The sequence below is a fragment of the Porticoccus sp. GXU_MW_L64 genome (assembly GCF_052983295.1).
In genome coordinates this window covers 1-23,887 of record NZ_JBRKJK010000023.1, presented here as the reverse complement: position 1 = coordinate 23,887, position 23,887 = coordinate 1, and the positions used below count along the sequence as shown (strand labels likewise).

The window sequence follows — 23,887 nt, the reverse complement described above, 5'->3', positions numbered from 1 at the left end:
AAAGCAAACAAATGTGTAAATATCGAGTTATTTGCGCAAAATTTGGAGAAAACGAGCACCTGAATTTTTGAATTGCAGAAATTGGCGCTGCTTTATCAATTAATCAGATGTTCCCTAAATTATCTTAATCTTCCTCTGATTTCTTGTCATTACATAACCCGCTGTGATATATGGTGCAAGGTTCAAGTCCCTAGCGCATCAAACAGGAGAGACTGATGGGTATTTTTTTCAAACAGAAACACTTTACTGCTTTAGCTATGCTTTTCTGCTTTCTACTCATACCAATTAAATCAAATGCAGAGGATAACTCTGCTCTAGGAAGGTACTTAGATTGTTTGAATCAGCACACTAAAGACTCTAAACGAGAAAACAACAACCAAATTACAGATGCGACTAAAATACTGGAGGCATGCTCTAAGCAACGGCAAGCGGTACTAGATAGTTTGCCGAGAGAAACTGCACTCAACCAATTACGTCAAATTGAATACCATTTAAAAGGAAGAGAGGCTACTGCCCAAACGAACAACCCTGAAAAGAAGTAATAGATTTTCTTCTACATATTACCAAAATCTTTTCTTGAATCCTGGCTGTCCAGGAGGAGCGCAGCCGCTTGCGGGGAGAACTGCTTGACTGGCAGGGTTTTCAATAGCCTGTCTTTGGGTGCATGCTAGCATGCACCCTGCTACCGGCGAGGGCGGGGTGGCCCAGCGGCCAGGGCGGAGCCCTGAGAGCGAATAAACCAAAAGCTCACCCTTCCAATCAATACACGACAAATCCTGCTGCAACCCACACATAGCCGCGTCACTGCTTCGGTTTTTTCGGAGTAGTGACGCGGCGGCCACGCCGCGCAATGACTGGGCTAGAGGTATCTTTCTGAAAGTGATGAACGAATTACGTCAGTATTTCGTTCCGTTTTTTTGCACAATTTGCATCAAGGTAAATAAGGATAGATTGAATAATCTTTGACTGCCAAAAACGAATTCCGAAGTGTGGCTACTGCACTCTCAGTAGCACAGCGCCTTTCGAGGCTTTTGGTTGCATTGCCCACCGGCACAAGCACCGCCCACCGTGGTACAAACCTTTGAAGGTACTACGCCCACACAGGAGGAAAACAGCAATATCGAGTACAAACGGTTGAATGGTTTGAACAACTTTGGCGACTATCCCATTTTAGGGATAACGCCAGACGGTAATCATCCACATTCAGGTTTTTAGGGAGTGGTGTCCCTCAGTCAACGGCGCAATAGTCTTTATCTTGCGCACTTTGCGGTTCATTGCCGCACTGGACTATTAACACTCACCGAATGATTGAACACCGCTTTGGTGTTGTGCGTTACCGATCCTCTGCTAACCGCCCCAGACAAGACATTGCCAGGAGCAAGCACAAGCCAGAAAAAACGAATCTGACCTCAACCATGACCGTTGTACTGAAACGCTGCTTGTGAGCATCTGTCCGTTACTGAATGGTTACAACCGTTAGTAACGGACGACACCACCGTTACTGAGTCGTCACGACCGTTAGTAACGGTCGTTGCTATCGGATAACAGTCCGTCAGTACCGAAAGACAATGGCAAAACCAAGTTCGCCTTTTTTACCTAAAATCCAATGGAATACGCATTGAGTGATTGATCACTCGTTGGCCCAAGACCGTTAGTAACGGACGTTTTTTCAAGCATCCGGCCAATTCCCCTAAACTTTCCAAAGCCAACGAATGCGAACCACTGGCCTGTTTTCCGACAGCCATCAAAATCCGGTATCTAACACAACGCTAGATACCACAAGATGCAAAAACTGAATTACGAACTAAAACAACTGTGCAAAACCAACCGGGACGGCAGCTACAGCACCCGCTCCACCCGTGAAGCCAATCTCCAAAAAATGGCCAATGACTTACACAAGCTGGGTTTTAGATGCATGAAAGCCCGCTCTCTGAAGCAAAAGCATGTGGATGCGCTGGTCAAACAGTACCAGCAAGAAGGCATCAATCCCCGTACCCTCAAAAACCGCCTGTCCTACTTGCGCTGGTGGGCCAACAAGATAGGTCGCCACCAGGTAGTGGCCCGTTCAAACAGTCACTATGGTATACAGCCCATTCAACACAAAGCCGTGAAATCGAAGGCGCAAAGCCTTGACCAGCAACGGCTGAGTCGGATTGACGACCCACACATAAAAATTAGTCTTGAGCTACAAGCGGCGTTTGGTCTGCGACGGGAAGAAAGCATCAAATTTATGCCCAGCTACGCTGACCAGAACGACCACATCATACTCAAAGCCACTTGGTGCAAAGGGGGTAAAGCCAGAAACATCCCTATTGAAAACCAGCAGCAAAGAGATGTATTGAACCGTGTTCATCAACTGGCGGGCAAAGGCTCGTTGATTCCCCGGCACTTAACCTACGTCCAGCAAATGCGGCGTTACGAGAAACAAACCGCCAAGGCGGGCTTTCACAAGCTGCACGGTCTGCGCCACGCTTACGCTCAAGCGAAATACATGGAGCTGACCGGCTGGCCAGCTCCTGTCTGTGGTGGCCCGGCAAAGCAACAGCTAGTCCCTGAACAACAGGAAATCGACAGACAGACGCGGCTTACTGTCTCAAAGTTGCTGGGCCATGAAAGAATAGAGATCACGGCCAATTACCTGGGTTGAGAGTGTAAAAACAGTGGCACCTCTCTATACTTATGCAAAATGGTTGAAGGGATATCAAGATGTTTTACAAGGTTGGCCACTTATCTGCTTACTTAATCGCTTTAATGTTTACCTTTTCTCCGGCTGTTATTGCTCAAGACTGGGTTACAGAGCTGGAAACGGCTATCAAAAATGAGGGCTTTTTTGAGCTAATCCACCAACCGGATAACTTGCCCGCTGACATTCAGGAACTACTACCAATACGCCCGCCGACATTCACTATGGCAGCTTATGGAGAAGATTGGAGCTCTGGTTGTGTCATCCGGGAAGGTGTTCCATCGTCGCAATTGCAGTTTGCCGGTATCACGAACAAGCTGGCAGTCGTGGTATTTCATACAGGCGGAATTAGCGGCCAGACTACGCAAATCATATTGAAAGAACGTGAGTCAAACCTGTATTGCCGATATCGGCCTGTAAAATTGCAATCAGTCGCATCAATTAAAAGAGTTCAGGAATATCTAGGCAGGAAGGATATTCTTCAATGCATGGCTTGGAGATTTGATGGTAAACGCTGGATGCCAGATCAATCGAAATAGGCGCTCTTAGGGCTTCGCCCTGGCCGCTGGGCCATCCCACCCTCGCCGGGAGCAGGGTTGCAGGTGAACTGCAACCCATATCCAAGGGTATCAAAATCACCCGGTTCAAGGACTTCTCGCCGCAAGCGGCTGCGATCCTCCATGAGCCGGGTCAAATTAACTATCAACCAATAAATTTCTGTGTGCCAATAGTGTGCCCACAACATGCCTAATATGCCGAAAATGCTTAATTATTGATCAAAATGTGCACACTCGAATCACAATAACTAATTGATTTTAAAGAATTTAGGTCACTAAAAAAGGCGCTGGCAGTGTTGAGGTCAGCGGTTCGATCCCGCTAGGCTCCACCACTTTCTTTTGAAAGACCGAAATCCTCTGTATGTCTTTGACTGCAGGGGTTTTTTATTTTCTGGCAGTTAAAAAATCTCGCTATTTGAAAATAACCAGAATGCCAGTGTGCCAAACCGCTTTCTAAGCTAAAAAGAATTGCTACTAAAGGGGTGGTTATATGACTGTCCATCCGCTCTACTCATTGGTAGAATGCATGCCGCTTGTGAACATTCCCTTCAAGCAGTGTGGGGGTACGAGGATAAAGTATGAATAACAGTCGACCTGTAAACCTTGATCTGGGAACCGTATCGTTTCCGATTACCGCTATTGCGTCTATTTTGCACCGTGTATGTGCCGTTATCAGCTGGGTGGGCATAGGCTTTTTGTTGATGGCACTGGCCTTGGCCCTGGGCTCGAAAGAGAGCTTTGAAGCACTGGTCACTCTGCTGAAAGAAAGCCTGTTGGCGCAAATTGTTGCCTGGGGCCTGCTCACAGCCTTTGGTTACTACTGCATGGGCACCATCAAGCACATCATTCAGGACTTTGGTTTGTTTGAAGACTTTCAGGGTGGTAAGGCCATTTCTTGGGTTGCCATTTTAGGTGGCGTGGTTATCAGTATTGCTGCGGGGGTGATGATATGGGCCTGATAAGCGGAAATGGTACTCGCCAGTGGTTGTTCCAACGCTTGAGCAACGCCCTGGTGGTGGTATTCGGCATTGTGATGATCAAAGTATTGGTCAGTAATGAGTTGAGCCACGAATCCCTGTCGGCCCTGTTTGCCGGCCAGGTATTCCAGATTTACGCTGGCCTTACACTGTTGTTTGCCTGCTTTAACTCCATACTGGCTGGCTGGCAAATAGAAGGTGATTACCGCAAGAAGCTACACATCCCCAAGAATTTGCTAACCACAGTGGCTGTTGTGGTAAGCCTGACTTACCTGGGGTGTGGATTAATGCTGCTGTTCAAATAGCCTGGCTAGGGGGTGTTAACAATTAATGAGTCACTACTGCTGTCCCTGAAAAGGCGTCAGTCAAGGCATGAGGAGTGCGGTTTGGTCGCTCCCCTCTCTATAATGGGGAGTAGCGACGAATAACGCAGGATGACGCCTTTTCAGGGACAACCCGGAGGGCTGGGCTCACTTACTTTTAAACGAAAGTCGCCCCAGCTGCGTTATCGGTCGCTTATGTAGAATGACTACACGGCACTCCCTCTGCCTTACTGGAGCAAAAAATGAACTCCAGCAGTAGCGGCTCATTAATTGTTAACACCCCCTAAGACCCAACAAAAAAGCCGACCCATTGGGTCGGCTTTTTTGTTGGGTCTTAAAGCGGAGTTAGATATCCATGGCTTTGATGTTGAGTTCAGCCAAAGGTTTTTTTACTACCTCGTCGGCAATATAGCTTTTCATTTCATCTTCCGAGGCAAAGTGGCGGGCCATATCGTATTCGCCCTTGTAGTTGTTGCCGCTGTCATCCTCCAACCGGGCCAATTGAAATTTGCTGCCACCGTCACCGCGGCCACGAATTACATAGTACTCAAGATTCATTGATCACTCCCAAGGCGCTGTTTAATTGCTGAATTGTAACCCAGCAGCGCGGTTTTTTGTTATAGACTTCGGGCTTTGTTGACCACCCCTTTTGAGGAGCATTCAGATGGCACACCCCAAAATTGGCAATATGGCGCCAGCTTTTTCCCTGTTAAACCAAAATGGCGAAAAGGTTGCTTTAAAAGACTTCCGCGATCAAAAAAACGTCGTCCTTTATTTTTACCCCAAGGCCATGACGCCGGGATGCACCGTACAAGCCGGCGGTATTCGGGATAACCAAAAAGATTTGCATAAACTGGAGGTGGTTGTGCTGGGAGTCAGCCCGGACCCGGTGAAGCGCTTGCAAAAATTTATAGAACGGGACGAGCTGAACTTCGATCTGCTATCTGATGAAGACCACGCCATTGCCGACAAATACGGTGCCTGGGGGCCTAAGAAATTTATGGGCAAAGAGTTCGACGGTATTTTGCGTACCACCTACATCATAGGCAAGGATGGCCGCCTCAAACACATCATGGACAAATTCAAAACCAAGACTCACCACGAAGACCTTCTGGCATGGCTCAATGAGAATCTCGATTAACACTAATGTCGATTAACACCATTGAGGCGCAGCCGCGAAACCGCTAAAGTGCACGGTTTTCCACCATTTGTATTTTCACCGTTAAAGAAAAGAGAGTAATTGTATGTCCTGGTTGATTCCCACTGTTCAAGCGGCCGAGAGCGCTCCCGCTCCCCAAGGCAATCCGATGAGCACACTGTTGTTGTTCGGCGGTATGTTCCTGATTTTCTGGTTCCTGATCATTCGCCCTCAGCGCAAACGTCAGAAAGAGCACCAGGCATTGGTGTCAGCATTGGGTAAGGGTGATGAGGTGGCGATGACCAGCGGTATGCTGGGAACCATCAAAAAAGTGGATGATATCTACGTGGTTATCGAAGTGGCCGAGGGTGTGGATATGACGTTCCAGAAAGCGGCGGTTCACGCTGTGCTCCCCAAAGGCACCATCCAAAAAATCTGATCTACTTCATAAAGCCGCCTGGTGCGGCTTTTACTTTATCTGCAATACTGAATTCTGCGTAAAAGGCGAGGGCAGCAATGGAGCAATTTGGCATTTGGGTTGACCAGATCAACAGCTGGGTTTGGGGCTACGTAATGATGTTCCTGTTACTGGGCACCGGCCTTTACCTGACCGCAGGCTTGAAGTTTCTGTCTCTGCGCAAGCTGGGTTACGCCTTCCGCCAACTGTTTAAAGGGCGCCGAAGTGACGGTGAGGGGGATATCAGCCCTTTTAATGCCCTTATGACATCCCTTTCTGCCACCATCGGCACTGGTAACATTGCCGGGGTAGCAACAGCTATTGGCGTCGGCGGCCCCGGTGCCTTGTTCTGGATGTGGATGACTGGCTTGGTGGGTATGGCCACCAAGTTTGCCGAGGCGGTGCTGGCGGTTCGCTACCGGGAAGTGGAAGCGGATGGTCGTCACCTGGGCGGCCCTATGTATTACATCCGCAACGGTCTCGGTAAACGCTGGGGTTGGCTGGCGGTTATGTTTGCCGTGTTTTGCGGATTTGGTGGCACCGGCACTGGCAATATGATCCAGGCCAACTCCATTGCCAAAGCGGTGGAATCCACTTTTTCTATCAGCCCTGTGATTACCTCTACCGTTCTGGTGCTGTTAGTGGGCATGGTGATTATCGGCGGAGTTAAGCGCATCGCTCATGTGGCAGGAGCTCTGGTGCCCTTTATGGCAATTACTTACATTGTTGCAGGGGTTGTCATTTTATTGATGCATGCTCCCGAGATACCCGCTGCCGTTGCACTGGTTTTTGAAAGTGCCTTTGCGCCCACAGCCGCTGCGGGCGGGTTTGCCGGGGCTGCCACCAAAATTGCAGTGCAGTACGGTGTAGAGCGAGGCCTGTTATCCAACGAGGCGGGGCAGGGCAGCGCTCCCATTGCGCACGCGGCGGCTAAAACAGATGACCCGGTGAGGCAGGGAGTTATTGCCATGCTGGGTACGTTTATAGATACCTTGATGGTGTGCACTATCACCGGACTGGTATTGATTGTATCCGGCGTGTGGACCAGCGGGGCTGAAGGTGCGGTGATGACGAGCCTGGCGTTTTCCAACAACCTCCCCGGTGGCGCCTATATCCTTACCTGTGGATTGCTGCTGTTTGCGTTTACCACCATGCTGGGTTGGGCCTATTACTCTGAGCGCTGTGTCGAATACTTGTTTGGGCCAAAATCCATCCTCTGGTTTCAGCTGTATTGGGTGGCGGTAATTCCCCTGGGAGCGCTGATGGAGTTGAGTACAGTGTGGAAGCTGACCGGGATATTCAATGGCTTGATGGCGTTCCCGAACCTGATTGCGCTGTTGCTGCTGAGCCCGTTGATTTTCAAACTGGCGAGTGAATACTTTGTTGGGGACGCCCAAACACTCAGCAGAGGGCAATAAAAAACCCCTGTATTTACACATACAGAGGTTTGTCTGGTCGGAGTGAGAGGATTCGAACCTCCGACCCCCTCGTCCCGAAGGGGATTTTTGACCTAACACATACTTTTCCCAACTAACGCTCACAAACAAATAAAGCATTTAAAATCAAATAGTTATAGTTGTATTTTTGACTGCTGGGGGTTGTGCAGATATGGAGGTACAAGTTAAAATCTGTGTAAATACTGTGTAAAGTTTCGCTTAGAGGCGAATCAATGAAAGTCAATTTAACCAAGATGCTACTCAAGCAATTGGGCGCAAATGGCAAAACTTACCGGGTTTGGGACACTCAACAACCCGGCTTTCATGTCAGAGTATCCCCCAAGGGGTTAATTACTTATTCTCTGCGCTATATTTCCCCCGACGACAAAGATGTTACCTATACCCTTGGTCGCTATGGCCAAATCACCCTCGATAAAGCCCGAGAGCTTGCCCGCAGTAAAATGGGCCTTGTGGCGTCGGGCGTGGATGTTCAAGAAGAGAAAAAGCGCTTAAAACGTCAGGCTCTACTCGAACGCTCTTCGACGCTGAAAGGTTTCATTACCTCGCATTATGAAACCTACTTGCTTACGGAGCGAAAGACAGGAGAGCAGCTACTCGCATCGCTAAAGGCTAATTTCGGTCGCTATTTTGACAAGCAGTTACTTGATCTGGACGTTGGCCTTATAGCCAAGTGGCGGACGGCTCGATTGAAAAGTGGTATCTCCCATGCAAGTGTCAATCGTGATATCAGCACCTTGAAAGCCGCGCTCAATAGAGCGGTGGAGTGGGGCATTATTGAAGCCAATCCCATCTCAGATCTAAAACCCATTAAACTGGACAAGGCTGGGCGGATCCGCTTTCTGAATGACCAGGAGGAATCAAGGCTTAGACAGGCCCTTCGCGAGCGAGACAATACCAAGCGTAAGGAAAGAGAGCAGGCCAACAAGTGGCGGAAACAACGCAACTACAGTCTGTTGTCAGAAATTTCTTCTACTGACTACTCAGACCATCTGACGCCGATGGTTCTTCTGGCGATTAATACTGGCATGCGGCGCGGTGAATTGTTTCACTTGAGTTGGGGCGATGTGGATCTGGAACGGAAGATTGTTACTGTCGAGGGCGGGAATGCCAAAACGGGTCAAACACGCCATATTCCACTGAACAAGGAAGCGAATGCAGTACTGACTAAGTGGAGTAAACAGGGGGACGCTAGCAGTCTGGTATTCCCCAGCCCCATCACAAAAGGCCCGATGGACAATATTAAAAAATCTTGGCACGGACTGATAAGGGGCGCTGAAATTGATAACTTTCGTTTTCACGACTGCCGCCATCATTTTGCCAGCCAGTTAGTGATGAAAGGCGTAGACCTGAATACGGTTCGTGAGCTGCTGGGCCACACCAGTATCGAAATGACATTGAGATACGCCCACCTAGCTGAGGAACACAAAACTGCGGCGGTGGCGCTGTTGGATAGTTAGTAGTCGGAGGTTGGGATATCCTTTAAACGTCTTGAGCGGTATTGGTCTGCTCTTTGAATTGTGCCAGCCACTCATCGAGCGACTCCAGATCATAGGATACTTTACGACCGATCTTTTTGTATCTGGGATGTTCGACACCAGCAAGTTTACCGATGCTCCTAGACCATCTCATGGTATTTGCTGTGAATCCAAGGTACTTGGCGGCTTCCTCAGAATTCAACCTTCTGCTTGTCATATTTCTCTTGCTGATAATAATCAATTTGTCTCAGCAGATAGTGAGTTTTTCGAAGGATTGAGATCAATACGATACTTAACGAAGTGGGAATAAGCTTAGGCAGATATCCCTGGCCCGAGCCAGATCACAGGCTTTAAACCGGCCATTCACGAAACACCATTGCCCCCGTTATTCAGACCGCTGTAGTATCGAAAGCAATCATCAAAAACTGGCCGAACCACTGTAGATTTCGATAAAGGACACCCCATGACACAGCATGCTGCCATTCCCTACGCCGAACACCTCCCCGAAGCCGATAGGCAACGAATACAGCAAATACTCGCCACCAATCCAACGGACGATCAGCTCTACGAAATCCTTGGTAAAAGCATGGGCGAAGCTGCTACAGGCCGCTCCCTGATCAAAGCCGCCAAAAAAGCCTTTGCTCGCCGCAAAGCCGACATCACCCGAATCGTCTGCCGGGATAAGAAAATCCGCTCATTTGTGGAAGACCCCAAAAAAGCTACAGCCATCGAACTGTCCATGATGGTGGCCGGTAAACTTGTGGACGATGGATTTGAAGGTATCGACTATGTGGCTATGGCGGTACTGGCTACCCAGCTTGGCCTGATGATGCTCTGTGACGCTGAGTGGAAGGACTGATATGACGCCAGAGAAACTGCAAAAGATCTGGCTGGAGGCCGCCAACGACAGTGACGACCTGGTGGTCAGAAAGGGCTTTCGGGATTGGATGATTCAGGAAAGCTGGCTGGACAGCGTTTACGATAACGCCATCAACGGCATCAAAGACCGAATGCAGGCCTGCCCAGAGTTCTTTGCCATGCACGACTATCAATGGGCCATAGAACGCGATTCCTACTTCTTTTCCAACGAAGCCTACCTGCAATTGACCCTGCTGGATCTGTTGATTCCTTTCTGGCTGTCAGTACCTAAAGAAAAACAACCCTCCCCGATCTTTAAAAACCTCTGTATCAAACAAACGGTACAGTATGGCTGTTATTCAGCGATTCCGAGGTGCCTCCTCTACAAAGAATTGAATATCATCCTGGTGCCTATCGGCTGGAATGACAATGTGCAATCCGCTGTAAAAGGCTTGCTTGGCTCCCTGAGTGGCCGGTTTTCATTGCCCGTTTTTGGCCAACAAAGTGGCCCCATCCCGGAACTTGATTCATACGCCGAAAAAGCAGCCAGTCATTGGCACCCCATCATTGCCAAGGCCGTCGGTGACGAACACGGCTGTAAGCAAGTGTTTATTCCGGCACTCGCTAATCAGTGTATGGCAAATATCAGTGCTCTGACCACCCAAGCCCCCTGGCTAACAGGCACCGACAAAATGAACGATCTCACGGCCTACGCCAATATCGTAGACGTTTATGCAATAGGCCATGAACTGGGGCATCACCTGAGCAAAGAGTTCCTGGAATTGGACGGCGACTCAGAAGCAGACATGGATTTGTTTGCCTACCTGCTCACCTGGAATGCCCCACAGGCCTATCACCCCTTCCTGAAAATAGAATCACCCGCAGAACATCTGTGTCTTCTCAGTGGATTGCTGTTTCACATGATGATGCTAATTTGCCGCTACACTGAGATTCACGTTGAAAAAGCAATCACCGGAGACAATCTTTCAGACCAGGAAGCAAAAGCGCGCTTTCAGCAATGGGCGGATGTTACCAAGAAACGCTGCAACTATATCAATATGCCGCCAGCATTACAGGGCCGCTTACACCTTTTTCAGGGAGAAGTAGAGAACTACACCAAAGCATACGATCAATACTTACTCGGCCTGGTGCCAAAAGTCGTTGATGACTGCTATGAGTGCTTCCAAACACTGAAAAAATCCGAAAAAAACTACGATGATATGGAAAAGCTGGAAGCGGAGTTTTTAAAGGCACTGAAAAAGAAATCCGGCAAAAACAACAAAAAAGACTCTTAATAAAGAAGTGGTCTGTTGGCTATCTGGACAATAGGTAGTCAATAGACTTCGGTGGCAACCCCCAGAGTGGAGGAGGGCGGTGTTTTCATTCGCTAATGAAAAAAACCGTAAGTGCTGTATGCCAATGCGAATACTGTGAAAGATAGGCCATTCAGCAGGATCACTAACAAACATCAATTGGCACAGAAAACCCAAGAAAATCAAGCAGGCGAGGTTTTCCTGTGCTACATCTTATAAGTACCCAAAAATAACAGACTCACAAGGTTCCAGTGTGGAACAAGGACAAAGGCCATGAATGGCAATGCCTTTCATTCAAATCACCTACCGCCAACTCGTCCGTTCTCGGATAGCTCACTGCTATCTATCGTGAACCAACCCGATACCTAACCATTTGCAAAAGATTCCCAGGCAATAAATAAGAACATAACCCGGAGATAAGGACATGATTGATATTACCCGCAGACAAGGTTGTAAATTGCTGGCCACTTCTACCCTGGGGCTGTTGAGTGGCTGCGTTTGTTGCACCTCTGGTCCGATTCGGGTCAGAAAGGACATAAAGATTACGGGCTTCCTGGCTCCGGAAGGCCTGTATGAGATCAATCAATCAAAGGTGAAGTGTTTTGATGTCCACGGCCATTTTTTCAATGCCACGGATATGCAGGCAGGTGGCTATGTGTCTGGCCCGGTGGCTAATGAATTTGATCCCAACTCTACATTCGGGATTTTCTGGAAATTGGTTGGCAAAGCCATCGACATTGTCGCCCGAATCAAAGCCCCTTGTGCTGAGAAGGAGTACAAGAAACTCTTCGCACTACAGGACGAACTGTCTAAGCTCAGTAAGGAAGATAAGCCCGCTACAATCAAGGATGGCCGGGAAAAAGATGAGGAAAAAATCGGTACGGCCATCGAAGATTACGCCAGAAAGCATCCGGAATTCAGAGAGGCTTATGAGAACTTGCTGAACGAAGTTGGTATTACAACCAGCGACTACCCCATTAACCAAGCCCTGATACTGCAAAGCATCGGCAGGGGAGAACAGCAGCTAGAAAACAAGATAAATGCTCTGACATCGACTCAACAAGCCAGAATGACCGTCACGCTTTCCATCTTTGAGTTTATGACGTATATGCTTTCCTACCGCTTTCACAACATTGACCGATATTTTAAGGCATACCGGAATGACAAAAAGCCCTTACACATTGTCGGCGCAGCCGGTGCCTTGGTGGACTTTAATCGTTGGGTGGATGGCTGCGAAGAAGCCTATTCGCCCATTGGCGATCAAATCTTGCTCTATGACCTGATCGCGAAAACCCAGGACTACCGTATCTTTAATCTTGTGTCTTACAACCCGTGGACAGCGACCTTAGAGAAGGAAGGGCAGACCTATACCGATCTGATTAAAAGTGCCTTAGGGTTGAAGACTTTTAAAGGCATCAAGCTGTATCCAACGGTCGGCTTTTTCCCACTGGGAAACAGCGATGCCAGCAGACCGTCTCGTCCATCACACCACCCTGACCCAGGAAAGCTCGATGACGCACTGAAGGATATGTACGATTACTGCGAAAAAAACCAAAAACCAGTAATGACACACGGTATGTGCAGTTTGGCTACCAAACCGGAGTATCTGAAAACCGTTGCTCCTATTGAATGGCATCGAGTACTGCGCGATTTTCCCGATCTGAAGCTCAACGTAGGTCACTTTGGCTACAACTCAAAAAATCGCTGTAAATTATGGACAAAACAGTTAATCAAGTACATGAGGTTCCACAAAGGGCTCTACGCCGACCTTGGATACTGGGAAGGCCTGGAAAACAAAGCCGAGGCTTTAAAACTCTGGAACCTGCTGCAAACCGACATCGGCAATGGCGAACAAGCCATCGACCGGGTTATGTTTGGCACCGACTGGCTGATGACGGCCAAAGAGGGCAATTGGCGCGAATACCCGTCCATGGCATACGACCAATTGCTTGCTGTCAGTAGATCACCGGAAGCATTGCATAAGCTATTTTACGCAAATGCCTTGAAGTTCTATAACATGGATTACTAGTATATTTTTCTTTATCCCGTTGACTGTCCTGTGTACAGCCGTGCTCAAATAGCACTAAACAGGGCTATATAATAACCCTGTTTAGTGTTATTAGATGTTCATAAATTATACAGAATTATGGCTGATTGCTCTGCTCTCGATCTTTCAGGTGTTTCTCAACTTGAACGATCATTTGATTAGCCACACTTTGATTGATGGCGGTCAGCAAGGCTTGCTTTTGTACAGCGCAAGCGTCAATCACAATTTGTGCACTACTGATTTTGTCGTTGCCTTGTGAGGTTTGTTTCTGGGCCTCAGTATTGATGCAATCGAGGTAGGCCTTCAATGTTGGATCCGGTTGTGGTTGTGGGGGAGTATCTTCTGCGGCCATTGATATAGTGGTGACTGCAGCGAATGCAAGACCGCTTAGTAAGCGAGCGAATGTCATAATATTACCCTTTTGTTGTGTAGAGAGTCCTTGTTGATGTGGCGCTACGCTAACCCAAGAGTTTAATAAAAATCAACCTGTGATTTGCCAAAAAAATCTTGACAGCACATTTGCTGCTTTTCTATATTTCGAGTCTCGTCTCAAGGATCAAATGGATGCTGAGGCGTAAGGAAACAAAAATAATCAATAAGTAAATGAGATTCATAGGGTAGTAAAGGATGTCTGTTAAAGAATTCGTTGTGTTATGCCTTGCCTGTCAATTCGCCCGTAATGGGTGTTCCTCGAATTACAAACAACAAAAAAATCTCTCACTGAGCTGAAATCGCCTCAATGGCTGGATTTGAGCTCAGTGCGCATAATGCACCGGGGTATTTTGGTGCAACGCTATTGACTGCTGGAAATGCCGTCGATGAAGGCTTTTTGCGAGCAAAAATTAAAACTGCTCGTTCTCACACAAAATTATTGATGACACCGTCAGCCCGCTCCTCAATTGGTGCGGGCTGAATTGTTTTTACGCCAGGAAAACTGCTATGAACTGCTCCCGTCTGACTCATCGCTTTACTAAATCAATGTTCAGCAACTTAAGTCGTGCCTGTCTGGCTGGCTTGATGTTGGCTGGAAGCGGGGTAGGTCAGGCGGATCAAACGCCCTACCACCAAACGGGTTTGACGGGGCCGGCCTCGGATTCGGACGGAAATTACATGCTGACGGGATATGTAATTCCCACGCACAGTTATTCTCAGTCAGACACTGTGCTTAATCTGGCTATCGCTGAATCCGGCAATTCGACACCGCTGTTAAATCAAGCCGGTTTGCCGATTGCAGTGACATCTGGCGGGCTTCCGGTACCTGTTACCGGAAAGAGTGCTGGAACATACAACTACGTAATGATTGCGGTGATCTATGGGCAGTATTCTGGCTATCATCAAACTCAAGACGCATTTAGCGTTACCGTTTCAACGCCACCTCCGGTTCCGTCTTCCATTTCGGTTTCGCCCGCAAGCACCAGCAGTGGCAGTCATACCGCCAGCTGGGGAGCATCCAGTGGTGCCACCAAATACATTCTGGAGCAGAAAAAGGATAGTGGCAGCTGGGTACAAAAATACTCTGGAACTAGCCGCTCAAAAGCACTATCCGGTCTGACCATTGGTTCATACACTTATCGAGTGAAGGCTTGTAAAACCGTGGGTAGCTCGGAGGTGTGCTCCGCTTATCGCATATCCTCAGTTGCAAGTATTACCGCACCACCGGCTCCATCAACGTTCAATGTTCCTGCTGCTGTGAATATCGGACAGCCTGTTCCACTGAGTTGGAGTTCAGTGAGTGGGGCTACTGTCTATGGAATAATTCGATATGACCTTCAAAATCCCAGTTTGCCCCCGGCGTTGGTTTACAACGGGACTGGCACCAGTGTAGCGGATTACGATACAACTAATTTGTACAATTTTGGTGGTTTGCTGCCGCCTGGATCTTATGGTTATACGCTGGTAGCTTTTACAGCCTCAGGGTCTAGCTCACCCGCTTCTGGTGTTACCCAGATTGTGACGCCTCCTCCAACGCCTTCCTCAATTACAGTTCCAACCAGCACCAACTACAGCGGCAGTTATACCGTCAGTTGGGGGTCGGCCAGTGGTGCCACAGATTATGAATTGCAGCAGCAGATTGGCAGTGGTAGCTGGACGGACAGCCCGGTGGGTAACACCACCTCCAAAGCTTTTAGCAGTGTGGCGGTAGGTGGCTATAAATACCGTGTGCGTGCCTGTAAAGTGGTTGGCAGTCTGAATACCTGTTCTTCTTGGCGTACCTCCGGTGCGTTCTCTGTTGCTAAACCGTCAACACCGGGCACCTTTACCGTACCGACAAGCGACAACAATGGTGCGTATACCGTCAGTTGGAGCGCCTCTACCGGTGCCACGCGCTATGAGCTTTGGCGTCGCACCAACGGCGGTAGCTGGTCACGTATTCATAACGACAATGGCCGAAGTGAAGCGCAGTCTGGACTGGGTAACGCCAGTTACGAGTATCGAGTACGAGCTTGTAGTGGAGCTGGTTGTTCTGGCTACACCTCCATCAAGAAAACGGATGTGGCCATCACACCAGGGGTGCCATCCTCGATCAGCAATCCTGCCACCAGTTATACCGGAAGCTACACCGTCAGTTGGGGAACGGCCACCGGCTCAATTACCAAGTACGATCTCAACAAGCGGCTGAATGGTGGCACCTGGAGCAGCGGCTACGACGGTACAGCCACCAGCAAGGCATTTTCCAGCCAAGCGGTGGGTTCGCATCAATATGCTGTCAGGGCTTGTAAAACCACCGGTAGTTACACCAGTTGTTCGGCTTGGCGTTATTCCAGCAATACCGTTGTTACTGCGCCAACAGCGCCAAGTGCACCCAATGCACCCACCAATGATAATAATGGTGCTTATTCTGTTGCCTGGAGTAGTGTGAGTGGGGCCGCGCACTATGATCTGCAGCGCCAAACCAACGGCGGTAGCTGGACTACCATAGCGGATAACACCACCAGTACCAGCCGCAGTGAATCCGGCTTGGGCAGCGCCATCTACGGTTATCGAGTGAGAGCGTGTAGTACCGCAGGGTGTTCTGCTTATAGCTCTGTGGACACTACCCAGGTGGCTATAAAACCGGGTGTGCCATCTTCTATCAGCACTCCAGCCAGTAATTACACGGGTAGCCACACAGTGAGCTGGGGGGCGGCCAGTGGCTCAGTCACCAGCTATGACCTGAATAAACGCATTAATGGCGGTAGTTGGAGCAGCGCATATAACGGTTTAAACCTCAGTAAAGCGTATACCGGACTGTCTGCAGGCACCTACGAATATCAAGTCAGAGCGTGTAAGACAACAGGCAGCTACACCAGTTGCAGTGCCTATGTGGAGTCTGGCGTTGCTACTGTGTCACTCCCACCAACACCGTCAGGATTTACGGCACCTGAAGGCACTTTAGTTGGACAGCCGATTATTTTGAATTGGGGCGCAGTAAGCGGTGCTACGTTCACGCTATTCCGCTACGACCTGGTAAACACCGGGATGCCTCCGGTCGTGATATACAACGGCACTTCTACCGCAGCACAGGACTACGACATCACCAATGCGTACAACTACGGAGGTGTATTGCCTCCGGGTGCATACGGTTATGAGTTGGTAGCCACCACGGCAGTCGGGTCAAGTTCATCAGCGTTTGCTCAGGTAATAGTAGTTCTGCCGCCTGGCACGCCAGCCTCCATTACTGTGCCAAGCAGTAATTACAGTGGCAGCTATGATGTCAACTGGAGTTCAGTCAGCGGTGCAACGGACTATGAGCTTCAGCAGCAAATTGGCAGCGGTACGTGGACAGATAGCCCTGTTGGAAACGTTACCTCTAAATCTTTCAATGGTATAGCCACTGGCAGTTACAAGTATCGTGTGCGGGCCTGCACGGTTATTGGCAGTTTTACGAGCTGTTCGAGCTGGCGTACCTCCAGCACATTGACCGTATCAAAACCGACAACACCCACGAATTTTACGGTACCTGCCAGTGACGATGACGGCTCTTTTACTGTGACATGGTCAGCTTCTACAGGTGCCTCCAGCTACACGCTCCAACGCCGCGTGAACGGTGGGAGCTGGAGCAATGTTGCTCTGTCTCCTGTAAATGCAACCAGCAAAGCAGAAACGGTAACCAGCGGTGTTTACGAATATCAAGTTCGTGCGAACAGTGGCTCTGGTAGTTCAGCCTACACAACAGTCAAGAAAGTTGATGTAGCAATTGCACCTGGTGTGCCGGCATCAATCTCTGCGCCCACTAGCAGTTATACCAGTCACACTATCAATTGGGGCGCTTCCTCCGGTTCTGTTACTCGCTATGAATTAGAGCAGCAAAAAGACGGTGGAAACTGGACTCAGGTTTACTCTGATTCAGCTCGAACAGAGCTACTGGAAAATCTGGAGTTAGGCACTTATCTCTATCGAGTCAGAGCTTGTAATGTTGTTGGTAGTAACACCACTTGTTCTAGTTTTCGGACAGCGGCGAACGCCACAGTGGTTAACCCTGATCCGCTACCTGTGCCTAGCTTTGCCACAGTGGAAGGGGTGCTTCAAGTGCCGAGCTTTAATAGCATCGAGTCCATTAGCCTGTCTTGGAATAGTGTTGAAGGTGCGACTTGGTACAACGTTGAGCATAGCAAAGATGGTGGTAGCTGGATACTAACAACCCTACAGGACTCTCAAGGTAATGTGGGTACAGATATACCGACAACGTCAGGTTCGCACTTAACCTTTGACGGATTGCCGACAGGGCAATACCGCTATCGTGTGCGAGCCTGTAACGCCAATGTGTGCAGTGAATACAGCGACCCATCACAAACATTAAATGTAATTCGTGTGCCTACCCCTCCGTCTGTTGTGGTTGACCAAAGTGCAGGGGTAACAACGGTAATTTGGCATATCACTGGGGGGAGTTCGGGTGACTATGAGGTTGAGCTGCAACCTAGTGGCGGTAGCTTTGCTCCAGTTTCTTTCGATGCTCAAAATCGTACTGCGGTGTTGGGTAGTTTGGCGGAGGGCTCTTATACTGTACGAGTTCGTACCTGTGTAACAGCTTTTGGTGAGCAAGCCTGTACCCGATACGACGAAGAATCTTTTGATGTTCTTCCCAATCAGCCGCCGATTGCTGTTAATGATACTGTTTCTGTGCAGATAGGCACTCCAATTGTTATTAATGTTTTGGGTAACGATAGTGATCCAGAAGGTAGTGTGCTGACAATTAGCAGTGTCACTCAACCTGCCAATGGTTCAGTGGCCATCACTGGAGCAGCGGTTACATTTACACCTGATGCAGCATTTATTGGTGCTACCAGCTTTAGCTACACCGTTAGTGATGATAGAGGTGATACAGGTACTGCAAATGTTGCAGTGAGTGTTCTAAGCGCATTGCCTCTTGAATTATCCAGTGAAGAACGAGCTCAGATGCCTGTTGTGTCTCAATCGGATATTGATGACACAGATGTCACTGGAACCTTACAGGGTGAATTCTCTGTAAACGCTAGTGGTGCTGCAACATATAAGGTGCCAATCATGACTGCCCCGGGAAGCGGTGGTTTAGCGCCGCAACTGTCACTGCAATATTCCAGTCAAGCAGGTAATGGCCCTCTGGGTATCGGCTGGGGAATTGGTGGTCTGTCTCAGATAACTCGCGCCCGACAAACTTTACAGCAAGACGGGGAGTTCAAAAAAGTTAATTTAAATAACGAGGATCGCTTTAGCCTTGATGGTCAAAGATTAATCTTAGTGAGTGGGCAGTATGGTGCAGATGGTTCTGAATATAGAACAGAAATTGATCGATTTATTAAAATTACAGCCCACGGTCAAAGAGGAAATGGTCCGGATTACTTTACTGCTAAATATCGTGATGGAAGTATCGTTACCTATGGAGGTGCTGGTAATCATAATTCTGAAATTGTATTGGGGAGTAGTGATCAAATTCTAACGTGGTCAGTTAATACCCGCCAAGATACTTCAGGAAATTTGCTCGACTATCTATATGTAGGTAGCAATGATACAGGGCATCGAATTAATCGAATCAATTACGCATTTTCTGATAATTCAAATCTAAATAGCTATCGTGCGTATGTGGAATTTAACTACGAGAATGAAGATCGGTCCGATCCTATACGGGTTCGTGTTGCCGATCTATATTCCATGACTATTACGAAACGATTATCAAATATCGTCAGTTATGGGAGTAAAGATAGCTCTGGGGCATTTTCAGAGCTTAGAAATTATCAAATCGAGTATATGTCAGATAATGACTCGGTAAATGATTTAACTAGATTGACTTCAATTTCTGAATGCCTGGGAGAAGATTGCCTGCCTGCAACTACATTTGACTGGCGGCAACATGAGCGTAATAGTTATACACTCTCTCACGAATTTGATTTTCACGTTGACGAAGTTGCTAATTATAAAAGCACTGCTAGATCGCATGAATTTGCTGATATTAATGGCGATGGGCTTAGAGATATAGTTTGGATTCAAGAATATGGTGGCTTTGCTAATGGAACCTATCGTTCTAAATCGCTAAATTACGCAATATCAGGGCCAAATGGTTGGTCGAGCGTTACTGTTTTGGAGCGTCATAATCTTGATCAAATTGGTGCTGAGGCAGCAGAGTTTCAGTTGAGGGTTGCTGACTATAATGCAGATGGTAGGTTTGATGTTTTTCTTTATTGTGACTCTGAATGGAAAGTGTTTCTATCTGAGCCACAGCAGAACGGAGAGTGGGCTTTAAGTACAGACGAAGATTTTGTGAATCTAAGCCTGCCAAATAATCCAGATATATTGTTTGCAGATTTCAATACTGATGGTTTGTCTGACGCAGTATGGCATTCCCAGGGGGCATCTCAACATGAAGCAAGAGTTTCGATAGCATATCTACAGAAAGACCCTTCTGAAGGTATAAGTTCTCCCAAGTTTTATTATTTTGGTAATGTTGAAAATGTCGACATACCATTAGGAAGTTTTGTATACGGGAGCGATTCCTTTACATTTGAATCTTTTGATGACACAGATTTTGATGGGCGACCAGAAATTGTTTACTCGATGGTAGGCTCCAACCTTCGTCGTGGAGGCACGCTATTTAATCCGATCAATGTCCAATATTTTTATCGAATCTATCAGCGCTTGTTTATTGATGAAAATAGAAGAGAATTAATAGGATTATATGATAATGGGAGTCAATTGGATTTGCCTCCGGGACATCCGGCTCCACTGGGTGTTCACGTGGGTAGTGTTTTTCAACCAGATGGTACAGTTGAGCAATATACTTATTGGAATCTGCCTTATGAATCTTATATTGATTTGCTTGGAGATATTAACGGAGATGGTTCTCTAGATAATATAAAAGTTGCCCCTTTAGTCGGTGGAGATCCTAATTTTACTGGGCCAACAAGCTATCAGTTAATTGCTCATTTTTCTGATGATGAAGAGCAAGTTCTAGACTCCAATGGCTCAGCTGAATGGTTTTCAGATCATAGGTATCGGCTGGCAGATGTAAATGAAGATGGCTATCAAGATTTGGTCAGTTACAGAAAAGGATCTAGTGATTTAAAAGTAAATTATTTTAATAAAGAGCTAGGCAAATTCGATTCTTCTATAACATTCAATAATCAGTTGTCTGGCGTTTCTCTTTCTGAAGATGAGTTTGTTGAAAGACAATTTCAGGACATGAACGCAGATGGGATTAATGATTTTGTGTATTTTCATCCGAGAGGTAAAGGGGAAATCTATCTTTCGACGCCTCAAGATATCGAAACAGATAAAGTTTACAAGATTACGAATGGATTAGGTTCTGTCACAGATGTTACCTATGAAACTCTTTCTAATACAGATCACTATTCCCGGCTGGAAGCGGGGAACTCTCAGCAAGATAAAGATTCATTTTACTCAGCGCTGAATGGGCCGTGGGCGCTTTTGAACTCTCTTCAAAGCCTTGGCAAGGATGTAAATGGCGATGGTATACAAGACCCAGTGTTGGAGCTAAAGGAAGGCGTGTATGTAGTTACAGATGTCTCCATGTCATCACCAACTGATGATGCTTCTAATCAAAGAACGAAAAGCTACTACTATTCAGAGGCAAAACTCCAAGCTATGGGGAGAGGTTTTCTTGGGTTTGAAAGTCAGAGAGTTGTTGACCACGATGCAGATATCAGTACTACTAATTGGTATCGACAAGATTTCCCATTTGTTGGCCGCCCAGAGCGAACTGAGGTTCGGCGTTATAGTGACAATTTGCTATTGAACAGAACGGACAATATTTGGCAGCTTAAAATTTGGAACTGGAATGATGGGAATGAGCACATAGAGTGGTCCGGTTCTGTCCCTCAAGTTGGGCAAGGGCTTTACTATCCTTATCTGCATAGAAGTACTTTAGATACCTTTAGCCTTGCTGGAGGTGCTGATATTAATGCTGGAGACTTAATTACCAGGCAAGTCACCGAGAACACTTTGGATGGTTTCGGTAATACAGTTCAGTCTATTGTTACAACAACAGATGAAAGTGGTGGAATCGGTCAAGGCGATAGTTTTAGTGTAACAACTACTTTGACTTTCGATAATCGATTGGATGAGCCTGATGCTAATTTCAGTAATGACGCTTTGGCCAGATGGCGTAGTTTGCCAAGCCGAAAAACGGTTAAATTCGAGCGTTTGTTTTTGGCTCGAGCAGATTCTGAGAATACTGATTTAGAAACTACATTGACAACCGCGATGGGCTATAACTCTGAAGGTTTGTTGGCCACTCGGGTATTGGCAGAAAATTTAGCCGGCTTAAATGTCACGACGACAAACACTTACAATAGCTACGGACAAGAAGAGAGTATTACTGTCACGGAGAGCGTAGCAAGTGGCGGTACAAGTCGTTCGAATTCCAATGAATATGAGCAGTTGGGACGTTTCCTTAGAGAGAAGGAGAATGCGCTAGGGCACAAGATAACGATCACTGATCGAGATGGTTTGGGTCGGCCTACTGAAAGTCTTGATGTTAACAATGTTTCAACATCAATCCGTTATACAGACTTTGGTCATCAATATTTGCAATATCGAGCGGATGGTAGTTTCACAATTAGTACTCGAAGCAAGTCTAACCTTTCTTCTCTTTGTCCTACAGGTAGTGCTTACTACAGTAAAGTGCTTACTGCTGGTGGAGGCGAGAGTATTGTTTGCTACGACATTCTGGAACGAGAAGTTCGTACTGCGAATAAGAGCTTTAGCGGTGAGTGGTCAAAAGTAGATACCATCTACGATGAAATAGGGCGTGTAAAAAGAAAAAGCGAACCTTATATATCGAATAACCCAGTTTATACAGTCTTTGAGTACGATACATTGGATCGTGTGACAAGTGTAGTAGAACCTGGTCGAGGTGAGACAAAGACGGAATATTATGGGTTGACAACTGCTGTAACCACTGCGCCAACTAAGAACTTTTCTTCGGGTTTAACCAAGATAGAATTACGAAATGCTCTCGGCGATATAGTTGGCATTACGGATCATTCTGGTGGTCAAATTCATTACGATTATGATGCTCTCGGAAATATGAGTTACATGAAAAGTGAGGGCTATGTTACAAAAATAGTTCACGATGAGCTTGGTCGAAAAATACGTATGGAGGATCCTGACAAGGGGACCTGGAGTTATACCTATAATGGATTTAATGAACTGAAAACCGAGACTGACGGTAAAGGGCAGATTACAGAGATTGAATACGACCTATTAGGGCGAATGATCAATCGTTTTGATCGAAGTCATGGTGGTGCAATTGTTGGGTCTGCGACATGGGATTATGATGAGGATGACGACTCACAAGGTTCGGTCGGTAATTTGGTTGCTCGTAGCTATATAAATGGTTCCAATGCTTATCAGCAAGTGCTTGAGTATGATCAATATGGTCGGTCAATAATTAAAGCCACTGTCTTAGATAATAACAATAGCCGTATGTATACGGAGAACATTTATTACGATGCATATAGTCGACAGAAGTACATTACCGATGCAGCAAATGATCCAGTCGGTGGGGTCGAAGGACTTGGTTTTGCCAGTGCTTTGGGTCAACAGGGTATCGAAAATCATTACAATAGCTATGGTTATCTATCGCAGATTACATCGACTCAGAGAAATAGTGATGGCACGCCATTCGAAATATACCAGACTATTGATGAGATGGATGCTCGTAACAATGTTGTAAGGACGGCATTTGGCAATGGCTTGTGGACTACTCGTGATTATGAGCCAAATACAGGACGTTTGAGCCATATAAACACACATACTAGTTCTGCATCGCTTGGAAATCGTCAGGATTTAACATATGTTTGGGATAATGTGGGCAATTTGGATTATCGTGAACAGGTGTTGCCTGGAAACTCAACAACCTTGCGTGAAAGCTTTAATTACGATGGATTGAATCGTCTTGTTGACTATCGTGTTAATGGAGGTACGCCAATAACGGTACGCTACGATAATTTTGGTAACATTGAAAATAAGTCTGATGTAAGTAGTTCGAATTACCTCTACGCGGCTAGCTTGTTAGATTGCATCCAAAATTGACCCACTAACCCCCCATATTTGCATCGAATTTTGACCCACGTATAACCCCTTCCTGACTTCATCCGAAGCAGGAGTAACCAGGAGTGATAGACGTGG

17 protein-coding genes are annotated in these 23,887 nt (G+C 47.1%); 14 read left to right on the top strand and 3 right to left on the bottom strand.

Features of this window, described 5'->3' with window-relative positions:
* Positions 1 to 215 precede the first annotated feature (215 nt).
* The 5 genes from ACVBEJ_RS13925 (at position 216) to sdhD (ending at position 4,522) form a co-directional block, all read left to right on the top strand.
* Positions 216 to 542: a hypothetical protein gene (locus tag ACVBEJ_RS13925; RefSeq protein ID WP_447130245.1), complete on the top strand. Its 327-nt coding sequence runs from the start codon at positions 216 to 218 to the stop codon at positions 540 to 542.
* A 1,241-nt stretch (positions 543 to 1,783) separates the two neighbouring features.
* A complete protein-coding gene (locus tag ACVBEJ_RS13920) occupies positions 1,784 to 2,647 on the top strand; it encodes a phage integrase N-terminal domain-containing protein (RefSeq protein WP_447130244.1) in 864 nt (287 codons plus the stop codon).
* A gap of 59 nt (positions 2,648 to 2,706) precedes the next feature.
* Positions 2,707 to 3,222: a hypothetical protein gene (locus ACVBEJ_RS13915; RefSeq protein ID WP_447130243.1), complete on the top strand. Its 516-nt coding sequence runs from the start codon at positions 2,707 to 2,709 to the stop codon at positions 3,220 to 3,222.
* Between the two features lie 596 nt (positions 3,223 to 3,818).
* Positions 3,819 to 4,199, top strand: a complete 381-nt coding sequence (sdhC, locus tag ACVBEJ_RS13910; protein WP_447130242.1) for a succinate dehydrogenase, cytochrome b556 subunit — start codon at positions 3,819 to 3,821, stop codon at positions 4,197 to 4,199.
* Positions 4,190 to 4,522: a succinate dehydrogenase, hydrophobic membrane anchor protein gene (gene sdhD / locus ACVBEJ_RS13905; protein WP_447130241.1), complete on the top strand. Its 333-nt coding sequence runs from the start codon at positions 4,190 to 4,192 to the stop codon at positions 4,520 to 4,522. The genes sdhC and sdhD overlap by 10 nt, the downstream gene beginning before the upstream one ends.
* A gap of 363 nt (positions 4,523 to 4,885) precedes the next feature.
* On the opposite strand, the gene ACVBEJ_RS13900 is transcribed toward sdhD, so the two are convergent.
* Positions 4,886 to 5,098 carry a hypothetical protein gene (locus ACVBEJ_RS13900; RefSeq protein WP_447130240.1) on the bottom strand — a complete coding sequence of 71 codons (213 nt, stop codon included), beginning with the start codon at positions 5,096 to 5,098 and terminating at the stop codon, positions 4,886 to 4,888.
* Between the two features lie 106 nt (positions 5,099 to 5,204).
* Between ACVBEJ_RS13900 and bcp the strand changes: the two genes are divergently transcribed.
* From bcp to ACVBEJ_RS13880, 4 genes are all read left to right on the top strand, one after another.
* Complete coding sequence (gene bcp / locus ACVBEJ_RS13895; RefSeq protein ID WP_447130239.1) at positions 5,205 to 5,681, top strand: thioredoxin-dependent thiol peroxidase; 477 nt, start codon at positions 5,205 to 5,207, stop codon at positions 5,679 to 5,681.
* 103 nt (positions 5,682 to 5,784) lie between these two features.
* Positions 5,785 to 6,117 (top strand): preprotein translocase subunit YajC, encoded by a 333-nt coding sequence (gene yajC / locus ACVBEJ_RS13890; RefSeq protein WP_447130238.1) that lies wholly within the window; start codon positions 5,785 to 5,787, stop codon positions 6,115 to 6,117.
* Between the two features lie 77 nt (positions 6,118 to 6,194).
* On the top strand, positions 6,195 to 7,553 hold the full coding sequence (locus ACVBEJ_RS13885; RefSeq protein ID WP_447130237.1) for an alanine/glycine:cation symporter family protein: 1,359 nt from the start codon (positions 6,195 to 6,197) through the stop codon (positions 7,551 to 7,553).
* 251 nt (positions 7,554 to 7,804) lie between these two features.
* Entirely contained in the window at positions 7,805 to 9,049 is a 1,245-nt protein-coding gene (locus tag ACVBEJ_RS13880) for a phage integrase (RefSeq protein ID WP_447130236.1), read from the top strand.
* Positions 9,050 to 9,071: 22 nt separating this feature from the next.
* On the opposite strand, the gene ACVBEJ_RS13875 is transcribed toward ACVBEJ_RS13880, so the two are convergent.
* Positions 9,072 to 9,284 carry a helix-turn-helix domain-containing protein gene (locus ACVBEJ_RS13875; protein WP_447130246.1) on the bottom strand — a complete coding sequence of 71 codons (213 nt, stop codon included), beginning with the start codon at positions 9,282 to 9,284 and terminating at the stop codon, positions 9,072 to 9,074.
* 246 nt (positions 9,285 to 9,530) lie between these two features.
* Between ACVBEJ_RS13875 and ACVBEJ_RS13870 the strand changes: the two genes are divergently transcribed.
* The 3 genes from ACVBEJ_RS13870 (at position 9,531) to ACVBEJ_RS13860 (ending at position 13,267) form a co-directional block, all read left to right on the top strand.
* The gene (locus tag ACVBEJ_RS13870) at positions 9,531 to 9,926 is read left to right on the top strand and encodes a hypothetical protein (protein WP_447130235.1); all 396 of its coding nucleotides are present in this window, start codon (positions 9,531 to 9,533) and stop codon (positions 9,924 to 9,926) included.
* A gap of 1 nt (position 9,927) precedes the next feature.
* Positions 9,928 to 11,220 carry a hypothetical protein gene (locus ACVBEJ_RS13865; protein WP_447130234.1) on the top strand — a complete coding sequence of 431 codons (1,293 nt, stop codon included), beginning with the start codon at positions 9,928 to 9,930 and terminating at the stop codon, positions 11,218 to 11,220.
* A gap of 442 nt (positions 11,221 to 11,662) precedes the next feature.
* Positions 11,663 to 13,267 (top strand): amidohydrolase family protein, encoded by a 1,605-nt coding sequence (locus tag ACVBEJ_RS13860; protein ID WP_447130233.1) that lies wholly within the window; start codon positions 11,663 to 11,665, stop codon positions 13,265 to 13,267.
* A 115-nt stretch (positions 13,268 to 13,382) separates the two neighbouring features.
* Here ACVBEJ_RS13860 and ACVBEJ_RS13855 read toward each other — a convergent pair whose 3' ends face one another.
* Complete coding sequence (locus ACVBEJ_RS13855; protein ID WP_447130232.1) at positions 13,383 to 13,694, bottom strand: hypothetical protein; 312 nt, start codon at positions 13,692 to 13,694, stop codon at positions 13,383 to 13,385.
* A gap of 330 nt (positions 13,695 to 14,024) precedes the next feature.
* Between ACVBEJ_RS13855 and ACVBEJ_RS13850 the strand changes: the two genes are divergently transcribed.
* Both ACVBEJ_RS13850 and ACVBEJ_RS13845 read left to right on the top strand, forming a co-directional pair.
* Positions 14,025 to 14,198: a hypothetical protein gene (locus tag ACVBEJ_RS13850; RefSeq protein ID WP_447130231.1), complete on the top strand. Its 174-nt coding sequence runs from the start codon at positions 14,025 to 14,027 to the stop codon at positions 14,196 to 14,198.
* A 383-nt stretch (positions 14,199 to 14,581) separates the two neighbouring features.
* Entirely contained in the window at positions 14,582 to 23,791 is a 9,210-nt protein-coding gene (locus tag ACVBEJ_RS13845; protein ID WP_447130230.1) for an Ig-like domain-containing protein, read from the top strand.
* The last annotated feature ends 96 nt before the right edge of the window (positions 23,792 to 23,887 follow it).

Excerpts from the sequence above, each read along its gene's own strand:
- sdhC (WP_447130242.1), top strand. The coding sequence starts at position 3,819 with ATGAATAACAGTCGACCTGTAAACCTTGATCTGGGAACCGTATCGTTT.
- ACVBEJ_RS13875 (WP_447130246.1), bottom strand. The coding sequence starts at position 9,284 with ATGACAAGCAGAAGGTTGAATTCTGAGGAAGCCGCCAAGTACCTTGGA.
- ACVBEJ_RS13920 (WP_447130244.1), top strand. The coding sequence starts at position 1,784 with ATGCAAAAACTGAATTACGAACTAAAACAACTGTGCAAAACCAACCGG.
- ACVBEJ_RS13925 (WP_447130245.1), top strand. The coding sequence starts at position 216 with ATGGGTATTTTTTTCAAACAGAAACACTTTACTGCTTTAGCTATGCTT.
- ACVBEJ_RS13855 (WP_447130232.1), bottom strand. The coding sequence starts at position 13,694 with ATGACATTCGCTCGCTTACTAAGCGGTCTTGCATTCGCTGCAGTCACC.
- ACVBEJ_RS13915 (WP_447130243.1), top strand. The coding sequence starts at position 2,707 with ATGTTTTACAAGGTTGGCCACTTATCTGCTTACTTAATCGCTTTAATG.
- ACVBEJ_RS13870 (WP_447130235.1), top strand. The coding sequence starts at position 9,531 with ATGACACAGCATGCTGCCATTCCCTACGCCGAACACCTCCCCGAAGCC.
- ACVBEJ_RS13850 (WP_447130231.1), top strand. The coding sequence starts at position 14,025 with ATGGCTGGATTTGAGCTCAGTGCGCATAATGCACCGGGGTATTTTGGT.
- sdhD (WP_447130241.1), top strand. The coding sequence starts at position 4,190 with ATGGGCCTGATAAGCGGAAATGGTACTCGCCAGTGGTTGTTCCAACGC.
- yajC (WP_447130238.1), top strand. The coding sequence starts at position 5,785 with ATGTCCTGGTTGATTCCCACTGTTCAAGCGGCCGAGAGCGCTCCCGCT.
- ACVBEJ_RS13880 (WP_447130236.1), top strand. The coding sequence starts at position 7,805 with ATGAAAGTCAATTTAACCAAGATGCTACTCAAGCAATTGGGCGCAAAT.
- ACVBEJ_RS13845 (WP_447130230.1), top strand. The coding sequence starts at position 14,582 with ATGATTGCGGTGATCTATGGGCAGTATTCTGGCTATCATCAAACTCAA.
- ACVBEJ_RS13900 (WP_447130240.1), bottom strand. The coding sequence starts at position 5,098 with ATGAATCTTGAGTACTATGTAATTCGTGGCCGCGGTGACGGTGGCAGC.
- ACVBEJ_RS13865 (WP_447130234.1), top strand. The coding sequence starts at position 9,928 with ATGACGCCAGAGAAACTGCAAAAGATCTGGCTGGAGGCCGCCAACGAC.
- ACVBEJ_RS13860 (WP_447130233.1), top strand. The coding sequence starts at position 11,663 with ATGATTGATATTACCCGCAGACAAGGTTGTAAATTGCTGGCCACTTCT.
- bcp (WP_447130239.1), top strand. The coding sequence starts at position 5,205 with ATGGCACACCCCAAAATTGGCAATATGGCGCCAGCTTTTTCCCTGTTA.
- ACVBEJ_RS13885 (WP_447130237.1), top strand. The coding sequence starts at position 6,195 with ATGGAGCAATTTGGCATTTGGGTTGACCAGATCAACAGCTGGGTTTGG.